Raw genomic sequence first — 24065 nt, forward strand, 5'->3', positions numbered from 1 at the left:
TGGGTCTGCTACTGATAAAATCAGTAATCATGTATCGCGTCTTGTGATGAAGACATCTGTCTTTACGACTTGCCAGACATTCTGTCAGGCTTTTTTTATGGGATTTTCTTTATGGGTACACAACCTCTTGCACTGCTGTCTGTTTCTGATAAATCAGGCATTGTCGAGTTTGCTCAAGGTTTGATTCAGTCAGGATTCGGCCTACTCTCTACAGGCGGCACCTATCGCTTGCTCCAAGAGCACAATGTCGCAGTGACCGAAGTATCAGACTATACGGGCTTTCCTGAGATGATGGATGGTCGCGTCAAAACTTTGCATCCAAAAATTCATGGTGGCATCTTAGGTCGCCGTGGTGTTGACGATGCGGTCATGAGTGAGCACGCTATCGAGCGTATCGACTTGGTCGTGGTCAATCTTTATCCATTTGCACAAACCATCGCCCGCGCTGATGTAACCATGAATGATGCGATTGAAAACATCGATATCGGTGGCCCAACCATGGTACGCTCAGCAGCAAAAAACCATGCTCACGTCGGTATCGTGACTGATCCTGCGGACTATGCTCGCGTTTTAGAAGCGCTTGGTAATGGCACAGCGCTTAGCGAAAGCTTACGTTATGATTTGGCGGTAAAAGCCTTTGAACACACAGCTCAGTACGATGGTATGATTGCTAATTTCTTAGGCAGCCGTGTTAATGAAACCAAGCAGCCAGAAACCTTTGCGCGTACACTAAACTTACAATTTGCTAAAGCAGAAGACCTACGCTACGGTGAAAACCCTCATCAGAACGCTGCCTTTTATGTTGAGCCGCAAGGTGGTGCAGACGTGCAAGCCTCTATCGCGACCGCGCAGCAGCTACAAGGTAAAGCCCTATCTTACAATAACATCGCCGACACCGATGCAGCACTGGAGTGCGTCAAAGCATTTGGCGCGCCTGCTTGTGTCATCGTCAAACACGCCAACCCTTGTGGCGTCGCAGTAGATAGCGATCAGACCGCAGCGTATCACACTGCCTTTAGCACAGATCCTGAGTCTTCGTTCGGTGGCATCATTGCCTTTAACCGCCCATTGACCAAAGTGACTGCCAAAGCCATCATTGACAATCAATTTGTTGAAGTAATTATTGCACCAAGTTTAGAAGACGGCGTTCTTGAGATTACTGGCAGCAAGAAAAACGTCCGTGTCCTTGTGTGTGGCGACTTGCCAGCCCCTGAATCACGCGCACCGCAAATGGACTATAAGCGTGTTAACGGCGGCCTATTGGTACAAGAGCAAGACCTTGGCCTAGTTCACGCAAGCGACCTAAAAATCGTCACTGACGTGCAGCCCACCGAAGCACAAATCGCTGATTTGCTGTTTACTTGGAATGTTGCCAAATACGTTAAATCAAACGCCATTGTTTATGGCAAAAACCAGCGCACCATCGGTATTGGCGCAGGTCAGATGAGCCGTGTCAACTCTGCGCGTATCGCAGCTATTAAAGCCGAGCACGCAGGTTTGGTTACTGAAGGCGCGGTTATGGCATCAGACGCGTTCTTCCCATTCCGTGACGGCATCGACAACGCGGCGGCCGTTGGTATCTCAGCCATTATTCAGCCAGGTGGCTCTATGCGTGATGACGAGACCATCGCTGCAGCCAATGAGCATGGCATCGCTATGGTGTTTACAGGCATGCGCCACTTCCGTCACTAATCTATTAAGCACGCATAATGCGTATGTTATGCGTGTCTTTTTTATTGTTTTCAAAAAAATGGTACTCAACAAAAAAAGCCCCGATATGATATCGGGGCTTTTTTATGTTCGCTTACTCAATACAGCAAGGTGACTGATTAGCGACCTTTGGTAGTGGCAATGCTGGCTTCATTGATTTCGACGTCATGCACCATACGCAGATATTCTAGATAGTCTTGCAGATGGTTTTGACCCAGATTGTCACGTACGATACGGGCAGTTTCTGCTTTTTGCGCATCTGACAGCTGTGCTTGCTGCTCAATCTTGATACGATCGCCAACCATTACGCTTGCGCCCATTTCGGTTGCTGTAGCAAAGGCCACTACACCATTCTCAGGCGCTTGCTGACTAAAGGCAAGGCTGCGCTCTTTTTCGGTCAATAGTGTCGTCTGACGGCTCACCTCACCCAAGGACTGCATTGGTACACCTGCTTTTTGAATATCAGCGACTGTCTTAATCCCTGCCGCTACTTGCTTAGCCTCTTTTAATGCTAACTCACTGGCGGCTTGTTTACGCAACGTTTGCGTAATCAGTGGCGTCGCCTCTTGCAATGACAGCGTTTTGGTTGGACGATAATTGCTTGACTGAACCCATACTGTCGCATCGGATACATCAATACCCGCACTCACCGACTGGTCTTGAATACTAAAGTCATCAAAGGCTTGCTTCACCACGACAGGCTGGGACAGCACGGAGGTGTTGTTTTCTTTACGATAGTCTTTGATGGTTTTTAGCGCCACATTTTCTTGCTGCGCGATATCATTGATACCAAGACCATCTGCTGCCAAATCATTAATGGCTGTTACTTTATCAGCGTACGCGGCTTGGCGTTTGTAGTCTGCTGCTTGGGCACTCAAGCGCTCACGCATGCTGTCCATGCTGGGCACTTGCTCGCTATTGTCTTCAGTTACCGTAAAGATTTGATAACCAAAGCTGGTCTGAATCGGTGCAGTAGTGTCGCCTACTTGCAGCCCTTCAAGCGCTTCGGCAACTTTGTCAGCGTCACTGCCAAATACTGAGGCATTGAAAGTACCAATCGCGCCGCCTGTTTCTCCTGATGGATCATCAGATTCTGTTTTTGCCAATTTACTGAACGATTCGCCCTTATCAAGACGCGCTTTTACTGCTTGCGCGCGCGCTTTGGCATTATCGCCCGATAATAGAATTTGACTGATTTGGCGCTGATCATCAATGGCTAATGACTGCTTATACGCCGCATATTGCTGCTTGATTTCATCTTCGGTGACAGGCTCGATACTGATGTCTTGAGGGCGCAACGAAATATAGGCCAAGTCAAGCATTGCCGCACTTTTTAGGTCCGCTTTGTTACTGTCATAATAGCTTTGAATCTGCTGCTGACTGACATTCACCTTATCGGCATAATCCTGCCAGTTAAAGCGATGTAGCCACAATGTGCGCGCTTCTAACTGCAAATCAATCAGCTGGTTGATAGACTTCATTGGATAAATGGCGGTGCCGACGATGCTGGCATTGAGCTGCTCTAAACTCAACTGATTGCGAAATTCAGCAAACAGCTGATTCTTATTCATACCGCGTTGACGCAAAAACAAAGCAAACTTGTCATTTGAAAAGTTGCCGTCAGCATCTTGAAAGCCCGCTTCTTGCTGCAACAGACGATTAATGGTCTCATCAGACACAGTCATACCGAGCTTACCTGCCTGCTGCTGCAACAATGCACGATCCACCAAGCCTCGTAGCACTTGCTGATGCAACACGTCTTCATTGATTAAGCTTGGGTCGTCGATAGTCTCTAACAGCTCAGAGCGGCGGCTATTTAGGGCATTTTGATATTGAGATAAGCTCACGCTGTCGTCGCCAACTTTGGCAACTTGGTTGGGGTCCACACCACTATGAAAGTAACTTTCGATACCCAGTAGCGCAAGTGGTGATAAGCATAAAATCAATAAAATGCGACCTGGCCAACTTTTTAAGAAATCGCGCAAGTTATCCATAGTTGTTTCTGCTCTATTAACCTGATAAATGAACGTCAATACGTATTGCACTGACAAAACCAAAACGGTAGTCTTTTGCCATATCATTGCCTGTCGCTGTCTTAACTGTCACTGAATGCATGAACAGTGATGGGCTTGTAGACAAGGCACTTATAGACCATGTACTTATAAAAAGACGCGCCTTATGATACGTGAAATTTTGCCCAGACTCAAAATATTCACAAAACAAAACCTGCCTTTTATGCCATACCGTGCGCATTGACAGTAAATGATTTGATAGCAATGTTCAGTGAATAATAAAAAATAGCTAGGACAAAAGTAGTTACCATAAAAAAAGCACCCTTACAGGTGCTTTTTGCTGAATAAGCTCATGATGGGCATATCAGCATGGCAAATCAGTTCAAGCGTTCTTTTAGGTTTTTACCTGCTTTGAAGCTTGGTACTTTACTTGCTGGAATGTTTAGCTCTTCGCCAGTCTTAGGGTTACGACCAGTGCGTGCTTTGCGGTCTTTTACGCTAAACGTACCAAAGCCAACCAAAGAAATGCTATCGCCAGCTTCTAGAGCGTCGCCGATGCTGTCCATTACTGCATTTAGAGCGTCGCCCGCTTGGGTCTTATTCAAGCCACTTTTTTCTGCGATGCTATCAATTAATTCTGACTTATTCATAAAAATTCCTTCAAGTTTTAGGACTAAAGTAAACGCTGAGGCTAAACATTGTATCCATGTCCCTAGCTTTAAGCAACATATACAATGTTCGCTGTGTCCATACAGACGACGCGTCATCAACCGCCTTTATATCAAGGGTACAGCGGTCGCGCAAGTGATTTTACATATTTTCGAGTCTAAGACTACTTATCTGACATAGATAGTTACGTAAAACCCCATTAACTGCCTTTTTAGCACGTCATTTGTACCTATCGCAAGTACAACCGACGATATCGACATGACTGGTCAATACAACAACAAATTGCTAACTGACACAAGCAGGCGTTACTTTTTATGATGAAGGCGTTATCATAGCGCATTAGGCATACCTTGCGCTCCAATACGTAGCAATGCTATAAGTCCGATAAAGGCAATCTTAATGAGGATAAAGATTGTTATAACATTTAGAGGCTATCGGACTTTTTTGATGACTTTGAACAAAAGCAGTTTTGCGTCCAAGTCACTTTCTTGATAGGTTTGTTTACTAGAAATTTTTATTACATAAAAAATGGATTATTCACATGAAGCGTGCCACGTTGTCTCATTCTTTTCTTAATATCGTTTTGGTTTTCATTGAGTCGGCACTCACGCTGCTGCTGCGTTTGGATGGCGAGCTGCGTAAAGCGGCTTATCCTTTAGCAAAACAAGAGACGGTCGTCTGTTTACGCTTATACCTACCACATGTGCAAGTGTATGCCACTTTTAGTTATAAAGGCGTACTGCTGGATGCAGATTTGCCGCTAGGGCGCAGCGAACCTGATGTGATTATTAATGCCTATAGCTTACAGGTACTAAGCGCCATTGCTACGCATGACAGTGACAACACAGAAAAGCTACAGATGCGCGGGGAGTCAGTGCAAGTTCAGCTGGTCAAACAGTTCATCACTCGTCTTGGCGTCGCAAGTTTAATTCAAGGGCTTATTAAAAAACTCAAAAACGACGACAATGCTGTTCGACCTGATCAGGCTGAAATGCAAGAAAAACAAAACAACTATAAACGCCGTATCGCTGAACAACAAACCCAAATCAATACCTTAACTACCAAAAACCGTGAGCTTGAAACCACCGTCAAAGAATTAAACAGCAAACAGAAAACCTTTATGATTATTGCAGCAGTCATGACAGTTATTGCTATCATTGCTGTTATTACCGCTGTCGCTATGTAATTGTTATATTCAACCTGTTAGGCCATATAAATTTTAAACACCACAACTGCCTTTAATCGCACCTATAAGCACTATGGGTGCGATTTTTATTTACCATCAGCGTATAATGACTGACGATAAATAGTGAAGACCCCACTTAACCCACTGTCCTTATTTTACGAAAATCTATGTATTGATAACACCTATCATAACCATTGATTGAATTAATGATTGAATGGCACTCCAATCTTGACTAAATTACTCAGGATTCAGTATAATGAGTCATCTCGTCATACATCAGGCTTTTATAGACTGCTGTTTTTTAGCGATGATACTAGACTTAGGCATTTTGCCCGTTTGAAGGCAGGGACAAGGAGATGTCAAGCCTTTGGCAAAGTTAGCTTACTACTGATCAGTTTGGAGATATGTTATGCGCTTAACTACCCGAGGTCGATATGCAGTGACTGCACTACTTGATTTGGCATTACAAACCAATCAACAAGACAGTGCCGTGTCATTATCTGATATCGCCAAAAGGCAATCTATTTCTATCTCCTATTTAGAGCAGCTGTTTTCTAAACTGCGTAAACGTGGTTTGGTAACCAGTATTCGTGGCGCTTCAGGTGGCTACTATTTAGCCAAACCTTTGGACGAAATCGACGTCATGAGTATCATCTCAGCCGTTGATGAGTCTGTAAATGCCATGCAGTGCGAAGGACGCGGCGACTGCCAAGGCGGCACGATGTGTTTGACCCATGATTTATGGTGCGCTCTATCAAATCATATTGAACTGTACTTGAAAAATATTACGCTAGCACAATTATTAGAGATGCAAAATGTGAAGTCGATTTCAAATCGTCAACATCTAACTGTCGCAAAAGACATCTCTACCATTACTCTATCGACCAGCGAGGCATCCCCAGCATGAGCCAAAATAACCACCTTATATACCTAGATTATGCCGCCACAACGCCAGTTGCCGAATCGGTAGCGGCAAAAATGACTCAGTATCTGACTGTCGACGGCGTCTTTGGTAACCCAGCATCACGCTCACATGGCTATGGCTGGCAGGCAGAAGAGGCGGTAGAAACAGCGCGTCAGCAAATCGCTGAAGTGGTTAATGCCGACCCACGCGAAATCGTCTTTACCTCAGGAGCGACTGAGTCAGACAACCTTGCGATCAAAGGTGCGGCGCATTTTTACCAAGGTCGTGGCAAGCACATCATTACCAGCAAAATCGAGCACAAAGCCGTACTCGATACTTGCCGTGAGCTTGAGCAAGAAGGTTTTGAGATTACTTATCTTGACCCACAGCCAGGTACGGGTCTTATTTTGCCAGAACAAGTTAAAGACGCGCTGCGCGAAGATACCATTTTGGTATCACTGATGATGGTGAACAATGAGCTGGGCACGGTTACTGACGTGGCTGCTATCGGTGAGATTACCCGTGAAGCTGGCGTGATTTTCCATGTGGACGGTGCGCAAGCGGTTGGTAAAATTCGTGTTGATTTAGAAAATACTAAAATTGACTTGATGAGCTTCTCAGGTCATAAAGCCTATGGCCCTAAAGGTATCGGTGCTTTGTTTGTTCGCCGTAAGCCACGTGTTCGCCTAAAAGCAGAGCAGCATGGTGGTGGTCATGAGCGTGGTATGCGTTCAGGGACACTACCAACGCATCAAATCGTCGGTATGGGCGCAGCGTTTAGCTTGGCTAACGAGCGTTTTGAAGAAGATCATAAACACGTTCACGCTTTGCGTCAAAAACTGTGGGACGGTTTACAAGACATCGAAGAGATTTATTTAAACGGCAGTCTTGAGCACAGCGTACCCAACATTGTGAACATTAGTTTTAACTTTGTTGAAGGTGAATCACTGATGATGTCGCTAAAAGACTTGGCAGTATCTTCAGGTTCAGCCTGTACATCAGCGACACTTGAGCCCTCATACGTATTGCGTGCGCTTGGCCGTTCTGATGAGCTTGCACACAGCTCTATCCGCTTTAGTCTTGGCCGTTACACGACTGAAGAAGATATTGACACGGTACTTCGTCAGATTCACGAAGCGGTCGATAAACTACGCGCTCTGTCACCACTTTGGGACATGTATCAAGACGGTATCGATCTAAATTCAGTTGAGTGGGCAGAACACTAAGCCGTAACTTTATTGTCTGAGGCGCTGATTGTTTATTTTTAATACAAACGATGCATAAGATACAACAGCGTTTGACCCCAATTATCGATGCGTGTATAGCACGCATCACTATACTAGGAGAAAACCCATGGCCTATAGTGACCAAGTAATCGACCATTATGAAAATCCACGCAACGTTGGTAATCTAGACAAAGACGCTAAAAACGTTGGTACAGGCATGGTAGGTGCACCTGCTTGTGGCGATGTAATGCGTTTGCAAATCCAAGTCGGTGATGATGGCATCATCCAAGACGCACGCTTTAAGACTTATGGCTGCGGCTCAGCGATTGCCTCAAGCTCGCTTGTGACCGAATGGCTAAAGGGCAAAAGCCTTGACCAAGCCAGCGAAATCAAAAACAAAGATATCGCTCAAGAACTGGCATTGCCGCCTGTAAAAGTGCACTGCTCAGTATTGGCAGAAGACGCCATTAAAGCTGCTATCAGCGACTATAAAGGCAAGCACAGTGTAGAAGCTGCCGAATAATATCTTTGATTGATAATACGATATTTTAAACTCATGCGACCTATCAATATAGCTCGCATTGATGTGGCTAAGACAGCCGCTGATTAGGTAGCGATGCACTCGCTACCTAATATTTTTATAGCGAGTGTGTTTTTAATTATATAAAACAGATAATTATATAAAACAGACTTAGTGTATGTGTTTCACACCATGTCATTACTCACTTTAATCTATGAATAGTGGCATATCAAAGACATCGAACAACAAGGTTCAAGGGGTTGGCATGATAGAAATGACAGAACGCGCCGCTCAGCATGTCCGCGATTTTTTACAAAATCGTGGTAAAGGCGAAGGCATTCGAGTAGGTATCCGCACAGCAGGTTGTTCAGGTTTGGCGTATGTCTTAGAATTTGTAGACACGCCTGATGACAATGACACACGTTTTGAAAGTCACGATGTGGCTATCTTTGTTGATCCAAAAAGCTTAGTCTATCTTGATGGTTTATTGATGGATTACGTGGCAGAAGGTCTGAATGAAGGGTTTAAATTTACCAACCCCAATCAAAAAGGCGAATGCGGCTGTGGTGAATCTTTCACAGTATAAGCTTAAGTAAGCACTTTATATTTACTTGTAAAATACATCAGCTGTAAACGTTCCAACCCTGCTTTAATCAATGAATGATACGCTATAATTAGTAATGACATAAGGCGCATGATATGAATAATACAGACAACACGCCTGCCAATAGTAATTTTTTTGCTTTATTTGAGCAGCCTGTGCAGTTTGAACTGGATCAACGCAAGCTTGATACGCAGCTGCGTGTCTTACAAAAACGCTATCATCCTGATAATACGCATGATGCTACTGCCAAACGTGAAGCAGAGCAAACCTCAGCAATTATCAATCAGGCATATCAAACGCTCAGCCATCCTGACACTCGTGCCAGCTATTTATTAGAAATGGCAGACCATAGTGAGGGTCTTGAGCAGTCCATTGCTGATTTGGATTTTTTGGATGACGCGATGGATATACGCATGGATTTAGACGATGCGCTCATGCAAAAAGACCAAGCTACCCTACGCGCCCTATATCCAAAAATTGCTGAACGCTTAGAGACGCAATCAGCGCGTTTTACCAAAGCGTACGCCGCGCAGTCATGGTCTGATGCGGTCGATGCGACCCAGAAGCTAAAGTTCTTAGTCAAGCTGGATGCCGATGTGCGTGCAGGACTTGATGATGTCATGCAATCTGTACATGACGATGGCGATGATGATTTGTATATGTAACATTCAGCGAGGCATTGTCATATACTATATCTGCACGCTATAACAGATTTTGTCTTACCCAGCGGCAATACCAACATACCTTTGGGTATATACGCGTACTGCCCTTTTTTTTATTTTAATTATTGATTATTTGAGTGGTCTTATGTCTTTATTGCAAATTGCCGAACCCAATCAAAGTACCCAACCACACGCCCACCGCTTTGGACTGGGTATCGACCTTGGCACAACGCGCTCGTTGGTCGCTGTGGTACGTTCTGGTAAGGCAAAGGTCATTGAGGCGGACGACCCAGCAGACACATTGTTGCCTTCTGTGGTGTATTATCCGAGTGAGGGCACGCCTTTAGTCGGGCAAGCGGCGCTGAATCATCAAGCGGATGATTCGCAAAATACCATCATTTCAGCCAAGCGCTTTATGGGTCGCAGTCAAGCAGACATCAAATTTTCACACCCATATACCCTAAGCGGTGCTAGCGATACTATGCCAGCTTTTGTCACAGCGCAAGGGCAAGTATCTCCAGTTGAAGTCTCAGCGCGCATTTTGAGTACCTTAAAAGCACGTGCTGCTCAAGGGTTGCCTGAAGACAGTATCGAAGGCGCAGTGATTACCGTACCTGCTTATTTTGATGAAGCGCAGCGTCAAGCCACCAAAGATGCTGCGGTTGCTGCGGGTATTGATGTCTTGCGTTTATTAAATGAGCCTACTGCGGCGGCGGTGGCTTATGGTTTGGACAAAGCAGGTGATTCAACTGAGCGTTATTATTTAATTTATGATTTGGGCGGTGGTACGTTTGACGTCTCTATCTTAAAGCTCACTGACGGTGTGTTTGAAGTGCTGGCGACAGGGGGTAACAGTGCGCTTGGCGGCGACGATATTGACCGTTTACTTAGCAACTGGCTGATTGGTCAGCTTGGACTCGATGCTGCTGATGTCAGTCTGCATGACAAGTCTATCTTGGCACAAACAGCCAAAGCATATAAGCAGGCGTTAACTGAGCAAGAGCAAGTGACGATTGATGTTACTTTGCAAGGTGCACACTTTACAGGCACATTAAGCCGTGATGAACTATTAACCATTATTGCGCCAGTGACGCGCCGTACGCTTAGCGTCTGTGAGCAGGTTTTACGCGACGCTGATTTGTCTATTGATAATTTAGATGAAGTGGTCTTGGTCGGTGGTTCAACGCGCATGCCAGCGATTCAGCAAACCGTAGCAACCTTTTTTAATACCTCGCCGCTATGCAGTATCAATCCTGATGAAGTGGTGGCGCTAGGCGCAGCGCAAACTGCTGACCAGCTCGTGCATAAGCGCGATGATGCTCTACTTTTACTTGATGTCACGCCATTGTCATTGGGTCTTGAGACCATGGGCGGCTTGGTAGAAGTATTGATTCCTAGAAATACCCCTATTCCTGTCAAAAAACGCCAAGTCTTTACTACTTATCAAGACGGTCAAACAGGTATGGTCGTGCATGTGGTACAAGGCGAGCGAGATACGGTTGAGCATTGCCGTTCACTGGGTCGTTTTGAGCTGTACGGCATCCCCCCAATGAAAGCGGGCTTTGCCCGTATTGAGGTGACCTTTGCTATCGATGCCAATGGTCAGCTTACCGTCAGCGCGCAAGAGACCACCACTAAGACCATGAGCGAGATTGACATCATTCCATCTTATGGCTTGTCTGATGAACAAAAAGAGCAGCTGCTGGTTTCAGGCTTTCAGCATGCTGAAGAAGACAAAACCGCTCGTTCACTGATTGAAACTAAAGTCGAAGCTGAGCGTGAGCTGTTGGCGCTACAGTCTGCATTAGCCGATTTTGGTGCCCTATTAGACGACACCGAACAACAGTCATTGATTGCACACATGAATGTGTTACAAGGTGCGATTAATAATAATGAATTGACGATCATTGAAGATTTGCAAACCAAGCTAAAACCGCATAGCGATGCGTTTGCTGCCAAAATCATGAACCAAAGCGTGAAGCAAAGTATGGCAGGTACCAATGCCAATGACTGGTCATAACCAATCATATTTGTAGCGATTATTTTTACTCAAACACAGCCATTATAGCGAATTTATTATGCCAAAAATTACTGTACTCCCCCATCATGAAATCTGCCCTGAAGGTGCTGAAGTCGAGCTAGAGTCAGGTCGTAACTTGTGTCAGGCACTGTTAGAAAAAGGCATTAAAATCGAGCATGCTTGTGAGATGTCAAAAGCCTGCACCACTTGCCATGTCGTGGTGCGTAAAGGCTTTAATAGCTTGGATGAGATGGATGATATCGAAGCGGATTTACTTGACCGTGCTTGGGGACTGGAGCCAGATTCGCGCTTATCATGTCAGGTGATGTTAGAAGATGACGACTTAACAATTGAGATTCCAAAATATACGCTTAACCATGCAAAAGAAAACCATTAAAACATCACTTCTATTGCCGTTATTAAAAAGACCCACCAAGTGCACTGACCCCAAAAGTTAATCACAACTTATGAGGGTCAGTTCATAAGGTGAGTTTTTCGCATGTGGGCGTTAGGTAATGAAAGCCATAGTATCGATGTATCGAGGCGCTCAGACGTTATCATCCTCACCAATCATCATGACCCGTTCTTCTTTTTCCAAGCGTTCTAACGCAAAATTAAGGCTTTGCTTGATTTCTTGATAATCGTAGTTTTTCATATCTTTAAAATTGAGATGCAGATTAAAACCTGGCAATGTATGGTCAACCCATTTTGAAACCTCAATTTTCTCTGCATCTGGATCTAATACTTGCCATGCTTTAATGGGTTTATCAAAACCCTTGAGCGCAAAACTACCTGCAAATTCACATGCGTAATCGTGGCAAATATAATCATACGTCGTTTCGCTGATGAAAATCTCGCCTTTCCCTGCCACAGTCTCCAAGCGCGATGCAAGGTTTGCCTCTTTACCAATAAGCGTATAGCTCAAGCGACTTTTACTGCCAAAGTTGCCCACATGACAGTAGCCTGTATTAATACCGATACGTACGTACAGCCCTTCAAAACCCATGAGCCGCCAATTTTGACGCAAAGTACGCATCTCGCGACGCATATCAATAGCCATGGCAATACAATCAAGTGCATCTTCACGCGCACCTCGGCTGTCTGGCTCACCAAAAAAACACACCATACCATCGCCGATAAATTTATCCAATACAGCGCCATGCTTATTAGCAATGATCGTCATGTGATGCATGTACGTGTTCAAAATTTCTGCTAAATTATCAGCGCTCAGGCTGTCTGAGAGCTCAGTAAAGCCTACGATATCTGAAAACAAAATGGTCAAACGCGCCCGTTTATTAGTAACATCAACAGAGCAGTTGTCTTTTACGATAGGCTGCCATGTTTGGGGCGGCATGAAACGCGTCAGCTTATTGATGATAGCAACCATGGTATTTAGACGGTTTTTAGCGTTCTGTGATGACTCAATACCATCGATATAACGATGATAAACATAACCAAATTTCCAAAGTACGATAGCAATACTTGGTAGCAAGACCAATGGCGGAATGATGGTTCCTGTAATACTAGGAAGGTCAGGCATCATGATGCGACTAATAGCATAAAAGACAATGGCTGTAACTAGCGATCTGATGCATAAGCTTAGTCGACTACTTGAGGGGCTGATAATGATACGGTAGCCAATCAATAGCAGCAAACTAAGCGATAGTGATGGGCAAAACTGCATCACCCCAATGACCGCTGACAGCAATACAACGGCCAAACTTGACGTTCCAAAACTACTTTTACGTGGGTAACTGTATATCAGTGAGGTGACACTAGGCACGCCAATAAAAATCAAAAATGATAATGCTGCCGCGCTAAAGTGAAAATGGATAGCTATAAGTAATACTGTAAGCAGTAGGACAAATATTTCTGGGTAATCAAACCCTCGCCTGCCATGGTCTTTAAAAGCAGCAGACATCATCCAACGTTGAATAAAAGCCATGCCAGACATCCATTGCAAAAAATTTAATGATTCAATAAGCCATTCATATACAATATATTTTTGTGAAAAAGGAACAATTTACTACCAAGCGATGTAACAAGAATTATACAATCAACTTTCGTATATGCCTACACCATTAAAGATACAAAAAGCACCATTAATCTAGATTAATGATGCTTTTTGTTTACAATGATTGGCTGTTAACGATTTGACCTACATTTTCCAGTCAAATGGCATCTGATGGTGTCCACGTAGTGCCATCATAAGCGGCTGCTGCATCTGTGTTAATACTTCTTGGGTATAAGGCACAGCTGGCTTGCCCCATACAGGATTTGGCCATTGGCTATCATTTTGATAGCGTACGATATGATGGAAATGCAACTGCGGCACTTGATTGCCAAGGGCAGCAACATTCATTTTGTCGGCCTGAAAGGTTTTGGCAAGTTGACTAGAAAGCCAGCTTGACTCACGCAAAAACTGCGCTTGATCTGATTCAGACAATTCATACAACTCTTTAATACCTGCTATGCGCGGCACCAAAATCAACCAAGGAAACTGGCAATCATTAATCAAACGACACGTCGATAGTGGAAAATCGCCTACCAAAAAACTGTCAGCGGCAAGTTTGGGATGCAGTTGGAACATAATCAACGTTTCTCTTGTTATCAGATATCAATAAGGTCATAGACGCGAGCAATCTGTGCATTTTATCAGGTATCGAGCAGATTACCTAGCCACATCTGGTCAGATTGTATTATCAATGCCAATATGCACCGCTTAATCTGGTGTAGTAACCATGTGTTCAGTAAAATAACTGAGCAGCTCTTGCACCACTGCTACACGATTTTCAGGCTTCTCTAGCTTATCAGGGTGGCTGTAACGAATGCCAGATGCGCCATTCATACGATAATGCTGTCCATCAGACTGGATCAGTTTAATAATCGCTAGCGCCTCTACAGGCGTATCGGGTGCAAATTCGATGCTGACACTGCTGCTGTTCGCGTCGATTTTATTAACCATTAATGGCTCTGCCAATAGACGTAGCGCATGAATGGCAAACAGCTGCTGTGTTTGCTCAGGCAAGCTACCAAAACGATCAATCATCTCAGTGCGGATATCGGTCAACGCGGCCTTATCATCGGCATTGCTAATACGTTTATAAAAGAGTAGGCGCTGATGTACATCGTGCAAGTAGTCTTCGGGTATCAAGGCAGAGCTGTGTAGATTAATATCACTGGTCAAAGACAGTGGCGTGTTTAAATCAGGCTCCCTGCCCGCTTTAATGGCTTTGGTCGCGCGCTCAAGCATGTCCATATATAGGCTAAAACCAATCGCCTGCATATTGCCGCTTTGCTGCTTACCCAATATCTCGCCTGCGCCGCGAATCTCTAAGTCCTCGCTAGCCAGCATAAAACCTGCGCCCAGCGTATTAGCATGCTCAATAGCATGCAAGCGGCGTTTGGCATCCCCTTTTAAGCCTTTAATTGACGGCACAAGCAAATAGCAATACGCCTGATGGTGACTGCGCCCCACGCGTCCACGCAGCTGATGCAACTGCGCGAGACCAAACTTGTCAGCGCGCTCAATAATGATGGTATTGGCATTGGGCACGTCAATGCCTGTTTCAATGATGGTGGTACATACCAATACGTTGAATTTTTTATGATAAAACTGCTGCATGATTTGCTCAAGCTGGCGCTCTTGCATCTGTCCATGCGCCACGCCTACCCGCGCTTCGGGCACCAGCTCGCGGATAATCTCCGCCGTGCGCTCAATGCTCGCCACATCATTATGCAGTAAGTACACTTGCCCGCCACGCAGCAGCTCACGCAATATCGCCTCTTTCATTAACGCTTCAGTTTTTGCCATAACAAAGGTCTTGATGGCAAGACGGCGCGCTGGAGGTGTTGCGATAATCGACATATCACGCATGCCTGATAGCGCCATATTTAGCGTACGCGGAATGGGCGTTGCTGTCATAGACAGACTGTCTACATTGGTCTGAATGGCTTTAATACGCTCTTTGTGGCGTACCCCAAAGCGGTGCTCCTCATCGACAATCATCAGCCCCAAGTTGGCAAACTTCACGTCAGGCTGTAGCAGCTTATGCGTGCCAATGACGATATCAACTTTGCCCGCTGCAAGGTCGGCAAGCACTTTTTCTTGATGTTTTTTGCCACCAAAGCGCGACAGTGACTCAATGCGAATCGGCCAATCGGCAAAACGGTCTAAGAAATTGTCTTCATGTTGTCCTGCCAGCAGCGTGGTCGGCACAAGTACCGCCACCTGATAGCCAGCATTGACCGCGACAAATGCCGCACGCATCGCGACTTCGGTCTTACCAAAACCCACATCGCCACAAATCAATCTGTCCATCGGCTGGTTTTGCTTCATATCGTGCAGCACTGCATGGATGGCATTGGCTTGATCAGGTGTTTCTTCAAAAGCAAACTGACTGGCGAACAGCTCATATTGCGGCATGTCTATCTTAAAGTGAATGCCTACTTTGGCCTCACGCCTTGCCTGCATGTTCAAAAGCTCTGCCGCCACATCATGGATTTGTTGCAGTGCCTTTTGCTTGGCTTTGTCCCATTTGCCTGTGCCAATTTTATGCAATGGCGCGAGCGCAGGGTCACCACCACTATAGCGGCTGATCATTTGCAAACTTGCGACGGGCACATAGATACTGGCGTCATCGGCGTATTTTAAGTGAATAAACTCTTGCTCACCATCGCCCACATCCAGCGTGATTAGACCCTGATAACGGCCGATACCGTGCTCAAGATGTACCACAGGGCTGCCCTCGGTCATCTCGGTCACACTCTTGACCAAAAACTCCTCAGACACGCCGCTTTGACGGCGGCGGCGCGTTTGTAGCACCTGCCTACCAAAGAGCTGCGTTTCACTAATCACTGCCAAGCGCTCAGGCACATACACCCCGCGCTCAATCGGCGCAACTGTCACGCCCACACAAGGCTTGCCCGTCGCCACTAGCGACTCATCACGGTGTAAAAACGCAGCAAAGTTGGCATAGCTTTTGGTATCGACTTTGCCTTTAAACAGCTCCATTAATATCTCTCGCCGTCCTGCTGTCTCGGCGACGATAAGCACAGGCGTATTGTTTTGCTGTTGTTCTTGCAAAAAGCTCAACAGCGCGCCTAATGGCTCTGCTTGCTGATGATGAATAAATAAATCGGGCGGCACATCGCAGCGCAAACGTACGACCTCAGCGCGTTCATCCGCGCTCTCGGCAACGTTGATATCGGCGCTAAGCAGCACACGCGGGTACTGTTTTAGTTGCTCATTTAAACGATTGGCGGGCAAATACAGTAAATCAGGCGCGACAATGGGTTTATCAATATCATGACGGCGTTCTTCGTAGCGGCGCTGAATCTGTGCCCAGTAGTCCGCCTGCTTTTCAGTATAGTGCTCGTCTAGTACAAACAGCGCATCGCTGGGCAAATAATCAAACAAAGTGCTTTGATTCGCCCAAACCTCAGGGTCAAAAAATAGCGGCTGATAATACTCCAAACCATTGCTGGCAATCCCCGCCATGACGTCTTTATGCAGCTCAAACTTGCGTGCGCTGGTGGCAGGGAACATCGCCGCAAAATTGGTACGGAACGTCTCGCGCCCTTCTTCTAAAGGGAATTCTTTGGCAGGGAGGATTTGAAATTTTTTGATAGGCTTTGAGATGTCAGGCAGCTTGTGCAATAGTGACAGCGACTCTTGACCGATGCTGTTGTCTTGTCCTGAGATCATCTTCGCCAAATCTTCAGGGCTGAGCGTGCGCTGCGTTTGCGGATGAAAAAAGCGAATACTCTCAATCTCATCATCAAACAAATCAAGGCGCAGTGGGAACGGTTGACCCATCGCAAAGATATCCACGATGCTGCCACGTACCGCAAATTCCCCTGGCTCAAACACATTGTCTACCGCGCGATAGCCTGCCGTCGCCAACTGCTCTCGCTGCAAAGCAATGTCAAAGGTATCGCCCACACTCAAATCAAAGTGCTGACCAATCAGCCAACTGGGCGGCGCAACACGATGCATCAATGCCTGTACTGAAATCAAGAGCACGCCTGAAGTTGGCATTTGTGTTAGTAAATTGATGCGCTCACTGACGATGTCTTGATGCGGCGATAGCTCATCATAGGTCAAGGTCTCCCAATCAGGAAACACATACGCATCTACCCCGCAAAATGCCAGCTCTGTCTCAATCTGATTAAGCTGGCTTTGGTCACGCGTGACCACCACTTTTAATCGTGATGCCGCATCGTCAATCACTGTCTCGACCAAGCTTGCCAGCCACAGGCTACCCACTGCCCCATGTGTGGGTGCAAGGATGCGGCGCTGATTGTCTTTAATAGGAAACAGTTGCTGATTAATTGGCTCAAATGCGTCAGTCAAAGCAGTGATGGACATAGGGTATAAGGTCAAGGTTGTGGGTCGGAGCCCTATTATACGAATATTTCGAGTATTGACCAAAGCCAATGCCGTAACGGTTTGTCACTCAAGCTATAGGCGTTATGCATCGCATAGGTAGATAATAAAAAATAGTCGCTGTCAGTGCCATGGTCGAATGGTCAACACGCCCTAACCTAACAGAGGTGTATGACTGGCAATGATGCCGTTATTATCCGCGTATAAAAACATGCCAGAGTTTAAGGTCAAATCACCAAAGCAAATTTTAATGTTCACCTGACCCTCATCACGGCGGGTTGATTTGCGCGGAATACAGCCAAGCGCTTTAATGCCAATATCCATCTTGGCTAAATCGTCAACATCACGGACACAGCCATAAATCACCACCCCTGCCCAGTCATTATCTATCGCCGATTGCGCAATCATATCGCCCAGCAGCGCACAGCGCATTGAGCCGCCACCATCAACCACCAGCACTTTGCCTTGACCCTGCTTGTCTTTGCCATTGCTGTTTAGTAGCGCTTTGACTTGGCTGTTGTCTTCAAAGCATTTAACGGTCACGATCTCGCCGTAGAAACGATCTTTACCACCAAAATTCTGAAACGACTTGCCCTCAATATTGGGCAGACATACTTGCGCATTAGGATGGGCATCAAGCAAATCACAGGTGACAAAGGCTTTTTTATTCTCATTATTATCTGACATAACAGCACGCTCCTTGTGGGTTGAATATCTTTTATTTTCAATGCAGACTTATTTTGCACCAATCTCCGCTAATTGCAATGCTCATTATGGCATTAAGGCTTGACCCGTGTCATGGTGAGCATTTGCTTGTTTTCAATCATCTGCACAGTGCTGTGCTCACTTGGTTCGCGGTATTTATTGCGGGCGTATAGCTCGTGCGCGCTCATTGCCATGGCGATGGCGACGCGCTTGGCTGAAATAGGATGCAATGGCATAGACTCAGAAAGTAACGGCGATATCAGTTGAAACGCCTTTTGACTGATGCTTTCCATTGGGCGACCTTTGTGTTTTCCCAATAAAAGCGAGGGACGAAAAATGACGAGTTGCGGAAATTTAAGCGCCGCAATAGCGTCTTCGGTCTGTGCTTTTACACGGTTATAAAAAAAGCGACTGTCACTATTTGCATTGGCGGCGGAGAGCAAAAAGAAGTGACGTACGCCGCGCTCACGGCACAGCTTGGCAAAATGTACATTATAATCGTGATCAACTTTGCGAAAGGCTTCATCACTGCCTGCTTGCTTCTTGGTGGTGCCCAAACAGCTGAATGCATCGGTGTTTTTATCCACGCCCACACTACTAAATATCTCTGATAAATTGTCAAAATCTTGCAGCTGATAAAAACGCATACGTGTATTCATATAACGTGGCGGACGTCTGGCAATTACAATCAACGTATCGTAAAGCTCACTGATTTGTTTAATCAGATGCTGTCCGACCAATCCAGTTGCGCCAATCACAATCGCTTTTTGCTGCATACCTTATCCATTTTTTATCGTTGTTGAGGGTGTCTTTGCGCAGGTATCATAACGTAATATGTGCTTTAAGTTACCCCATAACCCTCATCATCCGCCATCATTTATTGTAAAAGAGTTTATCAAACGTTGTGCATAGCCCCCGTTTTCCTACAAAACAGTGTCAATCGCGCACTTCTTTCGCGAAGTATGGGTAAATATATTGTCCTTATGCTAATAATTTGCTAAGATAGCCAGCTTTATAAGTCGCGGTGGTTTCATATATTCCAAGCCATCACGGCGCTTACGATGACCTCCATCGGCATAATGTTAGACGAGACGGCTGCTCGTCACCGGTGATTGTAAGTCATGTAATTGCAATCAATATTCATATTTTTATCTGTCTTTTATAAAGGAGATACGCGTGGCTAACTCTGCACAAGCTCGTAAACGCGCCCGTCAAAACACCAAACGTCGTCAGCAAACTGCTTCACAGCGCTCAATGGTTCGTACTTACCTAAAGCGCGTAGATGCTGCTATCGCATCAAAAGACTATGCTGCAGCAACTGAAGCATACAACAAAGCTGTACCTGTCATTGACCGTATGGCTGACAAAGGCATCATCCATAAAAACAAAGCTGCTCGTCGTAAGAGCCGCCTAAACAAAGCAATCAAAAACCTACAAGGTTAATTGACTGCTGCTCTGCTGAGTCATCGTCTACATATGATGATTTAGCGTAAGAAACCTTGCCAGCGTGCAAGGTTTTTTTATGTCTACTGTTTTGCCCATTAACAATCTCTTTATAAATCGCTCTATGACTTAGTATCGGTATCTATCGAGGTACACTCCAAAGTATCCTCTGTATTTAAAGTGCATGTCAGCTGAGTATCCTCATCATCCCAAGTCATATTAGGCGGTAAGAGCAATTCATCAAAAGATAACCCTGCAGCCGTATAATGCTGCAATAGCACACTGACGGGACGCACATACAGCTCACCGCGCCATACAAAATGCGCCCTTGCTTGGTCAAAGGGTTTATCATCGAACCATAAAAACACCCCTTCCATCATTTTTGGCCAATCATTCCAATCAATTTCTTCAACCTCAAACATCACCGCCAAAAAAGCCGATAACAAAGTGTCATGGCTAACTGCCAACATTAAATGCCCATGCTGTGGTTGATGCTGATAAAACAACGACAGCATGTCCACCCCCCCTTGGTAGGCATTTTTGGTACCTTCTAGGCTGCCTTGCAAAAAACGGTTGATAAAATTTAAAACGCCCACCTCTTTAAATACTTTACCAGCAATTTTCGGTTCAGTAACAAGGCTACCAGGTTCAACCAACAATGACTGATGAATCACAGCGCGGCGAAGCCCAGCCCCTTCTTGCATCAGCTGCGCGGTATCGATACAGCGCTTAATCGGACTTGAAATACTGTCAACATCGAGCGAGTAAGACAAATGAGACGCCAGCCAGCGCCCCCAAGACTTTGCCAAAACGCGGCCACGCGGCGTCAGTGCTAATTGGTCACTGGCAAAGCCTTGACCGTCTGAACGCTCGCGTAGGGAATGTCTGGTGAATAGTATCAAGCGCTGATTTTTTGGCAGCAGTTTGACTGAGGCCATCATGCTATCAGGTAAATGGGCAGGCGCAGGCGTGGTAAATATCTCAGTCATTATCTTCTCAAGAGTGAGTAAGCGAAATGGAAAAAACGGTGTTTTAGTAGACTAACAGATTTTTTGGGCATCGTGCATACTCGATTGTCGTCGATACCGTTCTGTATTTTCAATCAACAAAGACTTTACTACCATGAAGTCATGCATGTAACAGCTAAAAATAGCGCTATATCGTAACCACCTTATCCCAAGCGAACGTAAGTGCCGTGCTGCTAACCTCACTAGGGTAAGCACGTGGATTGACCACAACGCGGGTATTGTGTAGCTGATAGTCAAACGCTTCATGGGTATGCCCGTGTACCCACAGTTTCGGTGCCCAAGGCGCTGCCATCCATGCAGAAAAATCACTGACAAAAGCAGCATTACTCGGCAAATCAGCATATTTTTCAGAGACAGATAACGGACTAACACTATGATGACTCATGACCACAACCGTTTTGCCCAAAGCGTGCGCCTCAATCAATGCGCCCTTTAACCAAGCACGCTGCTGATGGTGCAACTCAATAGAATACTCTGGCGAGAATAACGCATCGCCTGCATAAATTTGCTGATAATCACGCATGAATCGGCGTGCATCCGTCATGGTGTCTTCGGTAGCGTGGTACTCGTAATCTGTCCATAATGTACAGCCTAAAATACGCACGTTATCAATATCCATATATTGGCATTGCAATACACGTACGCCCTGCTGCGTGTCTGCTTGATAGTTGTCCCACTGCCCAAGCACGCCATCAAAACGACAAATATCCTCGCCAAAATACTCGTGATTGCCTGCAATAGTGAGGATTGGCTTGTCCAATAGCGCCGCCTGCTTTTGTAGCCATGGCATGCCTGTATCGCCATTGGCAGTATCACCTGCGACTAATATCACGTCTGCATCGGTCTTAGGTATTTTGCCTAATGGACGAGATTGTCGGGCATAGCTGTCAATATGTAAGTCACTCAATATATGTAGTTTCATAACCTGTCGTCTTATTATGGGTTCGCTATTAATTTTACTTTTATTCTTGATAGTGATTAGTGTAGCATCTATTTAATTTTGCATAAGCCAGATAACAAAAAAGACAACACAGCGGTTGTCTTTTTTATCATGCATTTGCTCTGTCACTGATACAGCTTTTACAGCTTTGATTGAGCTTTATTGTCGTTCTTTAGCTGTTTAGCGTTGCTAAAATGGTTTGCAGTTTTGCCGCTGGATCAGCAGCTGTGGTGATAGAGCGACCAATAACCAAGTAATCTGAGCCATCGCGCATTGCATCAGCTGGCGTACAAATACGTTTTTGGTCATCACTGCTGTCTTCAGGTAAGCGAATGCCAGGTGTAACCAGTTTAAAGTCTGAACCACACAGTGATTTAAGTGCTTTGGCTTCTTGGGCGGAGCACACTACACCATCTAGTCCAGCGTGCTTGGTAAGTAATGCCAAACGCTGTACATGCTCATCAAGTGTACCCTGCACACCAATACTCGGCAAAGTATCTTCGCTCATTGAGGTCAATACCGTCACTGCGATGAGTAGCGTATCATAGCCACCATCGACAAGACTTTGCTTGGCGAGCGACATGGCTTGCTCGCCCGCCGTAGCATGGACATTGACCATCCAAACCCCCAGCTCGGCCGCTGCAAGTACAGCTTGAGCGGTGGTATTAGGAATATCATGAAATTTTAAATCTAAAAATACCTCAAAACCGCGACTGTGCAGCTCTTTGACGATTTGCGGCCCACAACGCGTAAACATCTCTTTGCCCACTTTTAAACGGCACAAAGTTGGGTCTAGTATATCGGCAAGTTTAAACGCGTCATTATAATTGGTGTTGTCTAGCGCAACGATAATAGGTGATGCTACAGCAGTGGTACTCATAATGTCCTCATAAAAGTACTGTCTAAGTAATACGTCTTCTAATTAAGCGACTACCCTGATTTAAAGACGTTTTTCTTTCGTTAGTACAGGTTCAGCAGTGATGTCTGCATGACCATCTTGCGCCAAATGCGCCGCTTGTGCTTGACGATCAAGTGTCTCGTGCGCCTGCTCAAGCTGAGTTTGCAAGCTCGTATTCAGCTTTTGCAAACGGCTGATTTCCCACTTGTTTTGCAAAACGCGGAACATTAAAAGCGCCAGTAGCATCCCAATCACAATACCTAAAATCAAACACAAAATCAGCAGCAACCCAAGATTCATGGTTGGTGCTTGATAAAATAACAAGTTAACACCAATTTCAGTATTGTTGGTCAGCACTAAGCCAAGCGCGTACGCAAAGCACAAAAACAGAAATATAAACAATAAAACACGCATAATTATTATCCTCCATAGTTTATAAAAATAATAAACCAATCTTGAAGATAATCCACTTATGATTGTAAATCAGCTTGGGCGTTGACCGCTTCGCGTAAGGCTTTACCAGGTTTAAAATGAGGAATGGCTTTGGCAGGTACAGGTACGCTCTCACCTGTTTTCGGATTGCGACCGATGCGCGCACGACGATGATGTAAACAAAAGCTACCAAAACCACGTACTTCGACTCGGCCATCACTAGCAAGAGTATCAATCATCAGGTTAATGATTTCGCGTACCGCATCATCAACCACGGTGTCATTAATAGTTTCGCAATTGGCACTCAAATTGCTGATAAAATCAGATTTGTTAATCGCTTGTTGCATTATTACGCTAGCCTTATTAAATGATGGTTACCACAAGATAATGTTTACGAAAGCTTAATAATTAAAGATTATTATTCAATATAATTAATGAAAACTGCAAAAATTATATAAGTCTTCAATCACTTAGCATAACATTACATTTCGTTACTCAATACCACAAATGATAGCTTAAATTGAGAAAAATAGAAATGGGATTTTTATAACCTATACAGTATCTTACGTTCCAAAAAGTATTAATTATAGTAAAAAATTAGAATCAATAATCTTTGAAAGTAGTTTTCGATACCTTTTTTGATTTTTTAATCACTATAAAACGCCAACAAAAAAAGCGACCGAAGTCGCTTTTTTTGTTTGTCTTATCTTAGCAAAAA

At 45.1% G+C, this 24065-nt stretch carries 21 protein-coding genes and 1 pseudogene; 10 read left to right on the forward strand and 12 right to left on the reverse strand.

Going from position 1 to position 24065, the window contains the following annotated elements:
* Positions 1-111: 111 nt before the first annotated feature.
* Positions 112-1692, forward strand: a complete 1581-nt coding sequence (purH, locus tag JIE71_RS02140; RefSeq protein WP_199507082.1) for a bifunctional phosphoribosylaminoimidazolecarboxamide formyltransferase/IMP cyclohydrolase — start codon at positions 112-114, stop codon at positions 1690-1692.
* A 137-nt stretch (positions 1693-1829) separates the two neighbouring features.
* On the opposite strand, the gene JIE71_RS02145 is transcribed toward purH, so the two are convergent.
* Both JIE71_RS02145 and JIE71_RS02150 read right to left on the reverse strand, forming a co-directional pair.
* Positions 1830-3704, reverse strand: coding sequence for a SurA N-terminal domain-containing protein (locus JIE71_RS02145; RefSeq protein ID WP_199507083.1), 1875 nt, complete (start codon positions 3702-3704; stop codon positions 1830-1832).
* A 395-nt stretch (positions 3705-4099) separates the two neighbouring features.
* Positions 4100-4372 carry an HU family DNA-binding protein gene (locus JIE71_RS02150; protein WP_199507084.1) on the reverse strand — a complete coding sequence of 91 codons (273 nt, stop codon included), beginning with the start codon at positions 4370-4372 and terminating at the stop codon, positions 4100-4102.
* Positions 4373-4932: 560 nt separating this feature from the next.
* Between JIE71_RS02150 and JIE71_RS02155 the strand changes: the two genes are divergently transcribed.
* From JIE71_RS02155 to fdx, 8 genes are all read left to right on the forward strand, one after another.
* Positions 4933-5577, forward strand: a complete 645-nt coding sequence (locus tag JIE71_RS02155; RefSeq protein WP_199507085.1) for a hypothetical protein — start codon at positions 4933-4935, stop codon at positions 5575-5577.
* A gap of 409 nt (positions 5578-5986) precedes the next feature.
* The gene (locus JIE71_RS02160) at positions 5987-6484 is read left to right on the forward strand and encodes an Rrf2 family transcriptional regulator (protein ID WP_199507086.1); all 498 of its coding nucleotides are present in this window, start codon (positions 5987-5989) and stop codon (positions 6482-6484) included.
* The gene (locus tag JIE71_RS02165) at positions 6481-7707 is read left to right on the forward strand and encodes an IscS subfamily cysteine desulfurase (protein WP_199507087.1); all 1227 of its coding nucleotides are present in this window, start codon (positions 6481-6483) and stop codon (positions 7705-7707) included. The genes JIE71_RS02160 and JIE71_RS02165 overlap by 4 nt, the downstream gene beginning before the upstream one ends.
* A gap of 127 nt (positions 7708-7834) precedes the next feature.
* Entirely contained in the window at positions 7835-8230 is a 396-nt protein-coding gene (iscU, locus tag JIE71_RS02170; protein WP_199507088.1) for a Fe-S cluster assembly scaffold IscU, read from the forward strand.
* Positions 8231-8492: 262 nt separating this feature from the next.
* Positions 8493-8813, forward strand: coding sequence for an iron-sulfur cluster assembly protein IscA (iscA, locus tag JIE71_RS02175; RefSeq protein ID WP_199507089.1), 321 nt, complete (start codon positions 8493-8495; stop codon positions 8811-8813).
* 113 nt (positions 8814-8926) lie between these two features.
* Positions 8927-9496, forward strand: coding sequence for a Fe-S protein assembly co-chaperone HscB (gene hscB / locus JIE71_RS02180; protein ID WP_199507090.1), 570 nt, complete (start codon positions 8927-8929; stop codon positions 9494-9496).
* Positions 9497-9638: 142 nt separating this feature from the next.
* Complete coding sequence (gene hscA, locus JIE71_RS02185; protein ID WP_199507091.1) at positions 9639-11513, forward strand: Fe-S protein assembly chaperone HscA; 1875 nt, start codon at positions 9639-9641, stop codon at positions 11511-11513.
* Between the two features lie 58 nt (positions 11514-11571).
* Complete coding sequence (fdx, locus tag JIE71_RS02190) at positions 11572-11910, forward strand: ISC system 2Fe-2S type ferredoxin (protein WP_199507092.1); 339 nt, start codon at positions 11572-11574, stop codon at positions 11908-11910.
* A gap of 150 nt (positions 11911-12060) precedes the next feature.
* Here fdx and JIE71_RS02195 read toward each other — a convergent pair whose 3' ends face one another.
* The 5 genes from JIE71_RS02195 to JIE71_RS02215 form a co-directional block, all read right to left on the reverse strand.
* Positions 12061-13458: an adenylate/guanylate cyclase domain-containing protein gene (locus JIE71_RS02195; RefSeq protein WP_199507093.1), complete on the reverse strand. Its 1398-nt coding sequence runs from the start codon at positions 13456-13458 to the stop codon at positions 12061-12063.
* 213 nt (positions 13459-13671) lie between these two features.
* Positions 13672-14103 carry an HIT domain-containing protein gene (locus JIE71_RS02200; RefSeq protein WP_199507203.1) on the reverse strand — a complete coding sequence of 144 codons (432 nt, stop codon included), beginning with the start codon at positions 14101-14103 and terminating at the stop codon, positions 13672-13674.
* A gap of 132 nt (positions 14104-14235) precedes the next feature.
* Positions 14236-17883 (reverse strand): transcription-repair coupling factor, encoded by a 3648-nt coding sequence (mfd, locus tag JIE71_RS02205; protein ID WP_199507094.1) that lies wholly within the window; start codon positions 17881-17883, stop codon positions 14236-14238.
* A gap of 171 nt (positions 17884-18054) precedes the next feature.
* Positions 18055-18588: a ribonuclease E activity regulator RraA gene (gene rraA, locus JIE71_RS02210; protein WP_199507095.1), complete on the reverse strand. Its 534-nt coding sequence runs from the start codon at positions 18586-18588 to the stop codon at positions 18055-18057.
* A gap of 92 nt (positions 18589-18680) precedes the next feature.
* Positions 18681-19382, reverse strand: a complete 702-nt coding sequence (locus JIE71_RS02215; protein ID WP_199507096.1) for an NAD-dependent epimerase/dehydratase family protein — start codon at positions 19380-19382, stop codon at positions 18681-18683.
* A gap of 400 nt (positions 19383-19782) precedes the next feature.
* Between JIE71_RS02215 and rpsT the strand changes: the two genes are divergently transcribed.
* Positions 19783-20049, forward strand: a complete 267-nt coding sequence (rpsT, locus tag JIE71_RS02220) for a 30S ribosomal protein S20 (protein ID WP_199507097.1) — start codon at positions 19783-19785, stop codon at positions 20047-20049.
* A gap of 209 nt (positions 20050-20258) precedes the next feature.
* Here rpsT and JIE71_RS02225 read toward each other — a convergent pair.
* The 5 genes and pseudogenes from JIE71_RS02225 to JIE71_RS02245 all read right to left on the reverse strand — a co-directional run.
* Positions 20259-21038: pseudogene (locus JIE71_RS02225) on the reverse strand (histidine phosphatase family protein); the annotation flags it as partial.
* A gap of 166 nt (positions 21039-21204) precedes the next feature.
* Complete coding sequence (locus JIE71_RS02230) at positions 21205-21999, reverse strand: metallophosphoesterase (RefSeq protein ID WP_199507099.1); 795 nt, start codon at positions 21997-21999, stop codon at positions 21205-21207.
* A 190-nt stretch (positions 22000-22189) separates the two neighbouring features.
* Complete coding sequence (pyrF, locus tag JIE71_RS02235; RefSeq protein WP_199507100.1) at positions 22190-22897, reverse strand: orotidine-5'-phosphate decarboxylase; 708 nt, start codon at positions 22895-22897, stop codon at positions 22190-22192.
* A 60-nt stretch (positions 22898-22957) separates the two neighbouring features.
* A complete protein-coding gene (locus JIE71_RS02240) occupies positions 22958-23329 on the reverse strand; it encodes a lipopolysaccharide assembly protein LapA domain-containing protein (protein ID WP_199507101.1) in 372 nt (123 codons plus the stop codon).
* 56 nt (positions 23330-23385) lie between these two features.
* On the reverse strand, positions 23386-23694 hold the full coding sequence (locus tag JIE71_RS02245; RefSeq protein ID WP_199507102.1) for an integration host factor subunit beta: 309 nt from the start codon (positions 23692-23694) through the stop codon (positions 23386-23388).
* Between the last annotated feature and the right edge of the window lie 371 nt (positions 23695-24065).

The organism is Psychrobacter sp. bablab_jr014 (genome assembly GCF_016464015.1).
Lineage (GTDB): Bacteria > Pseudomonadota > Gammaproteobacteria > Pseudomonadales > Moraxellaceae > Psychrobacter.